Origin of the sequence: Acetobacterium paludosum (assembly GCF_008086595.1) — a bacterium.
Taxonomy (GTDB): domain Bacteria; phylum Bacillota; class Clostridia; order Eubacteriales; family Eubacteriaceae; genus Acetobacterium; species Acetobacterium paludosum.
In genome coordinates this window covers 1-968 of sequence record NZ_RXYA01000045.1, presented here as the reverse complement: position 1 = coordinate 968, position 968 = coordinate 1, and the positions used below count along the sequence as shown (strand labels likewise).

Genomic DNA, 968 nt, shown 5'->3' with positions numbered 1-968 from the left:
AAAGATCTAAAACATACTCAAAGTTATTAGGCAATAATTCAACTTGATGTTGCTGCTGAACCTTATATTCAATTCCAGAATAAAAATCATTCAATCTCCGGATCGCTGTGATTATCGCTTTCTGACGAGAAATACTCAGTTTATTTTTAGCAAGATAAAATTCGTAATAATGCCGACCAACTTCAGGAGTATAAGCATCAATACCATTTTCATCCATATATGGTTCAATTTTTCTGAGCGTCCGGCGATAATTATCTAATGTCAGTCGATCATAAGATTTATCATCAAGGAATTGAATCAACTCATCCAGTAAGTCACTAAACGATAGGGTTTTAGTCTTTTCAGAGTTCATGGGGTATACCTCCTTAGAATTTTTATAATTCTATTCTAACGGAAGTTACAATTATCCGAGAAGGTAATTGTAAAGTTAATTATTCATGCGGCTTCTGTGGATTCTTCTTGGATAATCATATTTCTCGGATAATGTGACTTATTCGAGAAGTAGGATAAGTCACACTGTCGCCGTTATTATATCGATAGCATCCCTCTGTCTAGCAATGGAAAAGAAATCCCAGGTTCAAAAGGTGCCGAAGGACGGGCGTACATCGACCTGCTTTTTAAAGTTGAGAACGAAATAAAGGATCTTTCCTTTGAGGAGATCAGAGAAAAGCGTCAGGATAGATCACGTCCCATCCTCGATGCCTTTTGGTCGTGGGTCGACGAAACCGCGGCCATCCCAACAACAAATGAAAAGTTGACACAGGCCCTGACCTACTCTAGAAACCAGAAGAAATATCTGGAGACCTTCCTGGAAGACGGACGCCTTCCCATCTCCAATAATCTCTGCTTATCCTCATTATTAAAAAATCCTCAGGATTGGATGAATGCCGCATAAACCAGCGATTCTTCATTCAATCCTGAGGATTTTATTGTATATTCCAACCAATTGCATGATACTGAAATTACCA

At 38.4% G+C, this 968-nt stretch carries 1 protein-coding gene and 1 pseudogene; one reads left to right on the top strand and one right to left on the bottom strand.

Going from position 1 to position 968, the window contains the following annotated elements:
• Nucleotides 1-352: site-specific integrase (locus FZC41_RS17095; RefSeq protein WP_170254053.1), on the bottom strand; the 352-nt coding region annotated here is incomplete at its 3' end.
• A 171-nt stretch (nt 353-523) separates the two neighbouring features.
• Between FZC41_RS17095 and FZC41_RS17090 the strand changes: the two are divergent.
• A pseudogene (locus FZC41_RS17090) lies at nt 524-895 on the top strand (IS66 family transposase); the annotation flags it as partial.
• Nucleotides 896-968: the final 73 nt, after the last annotated feature.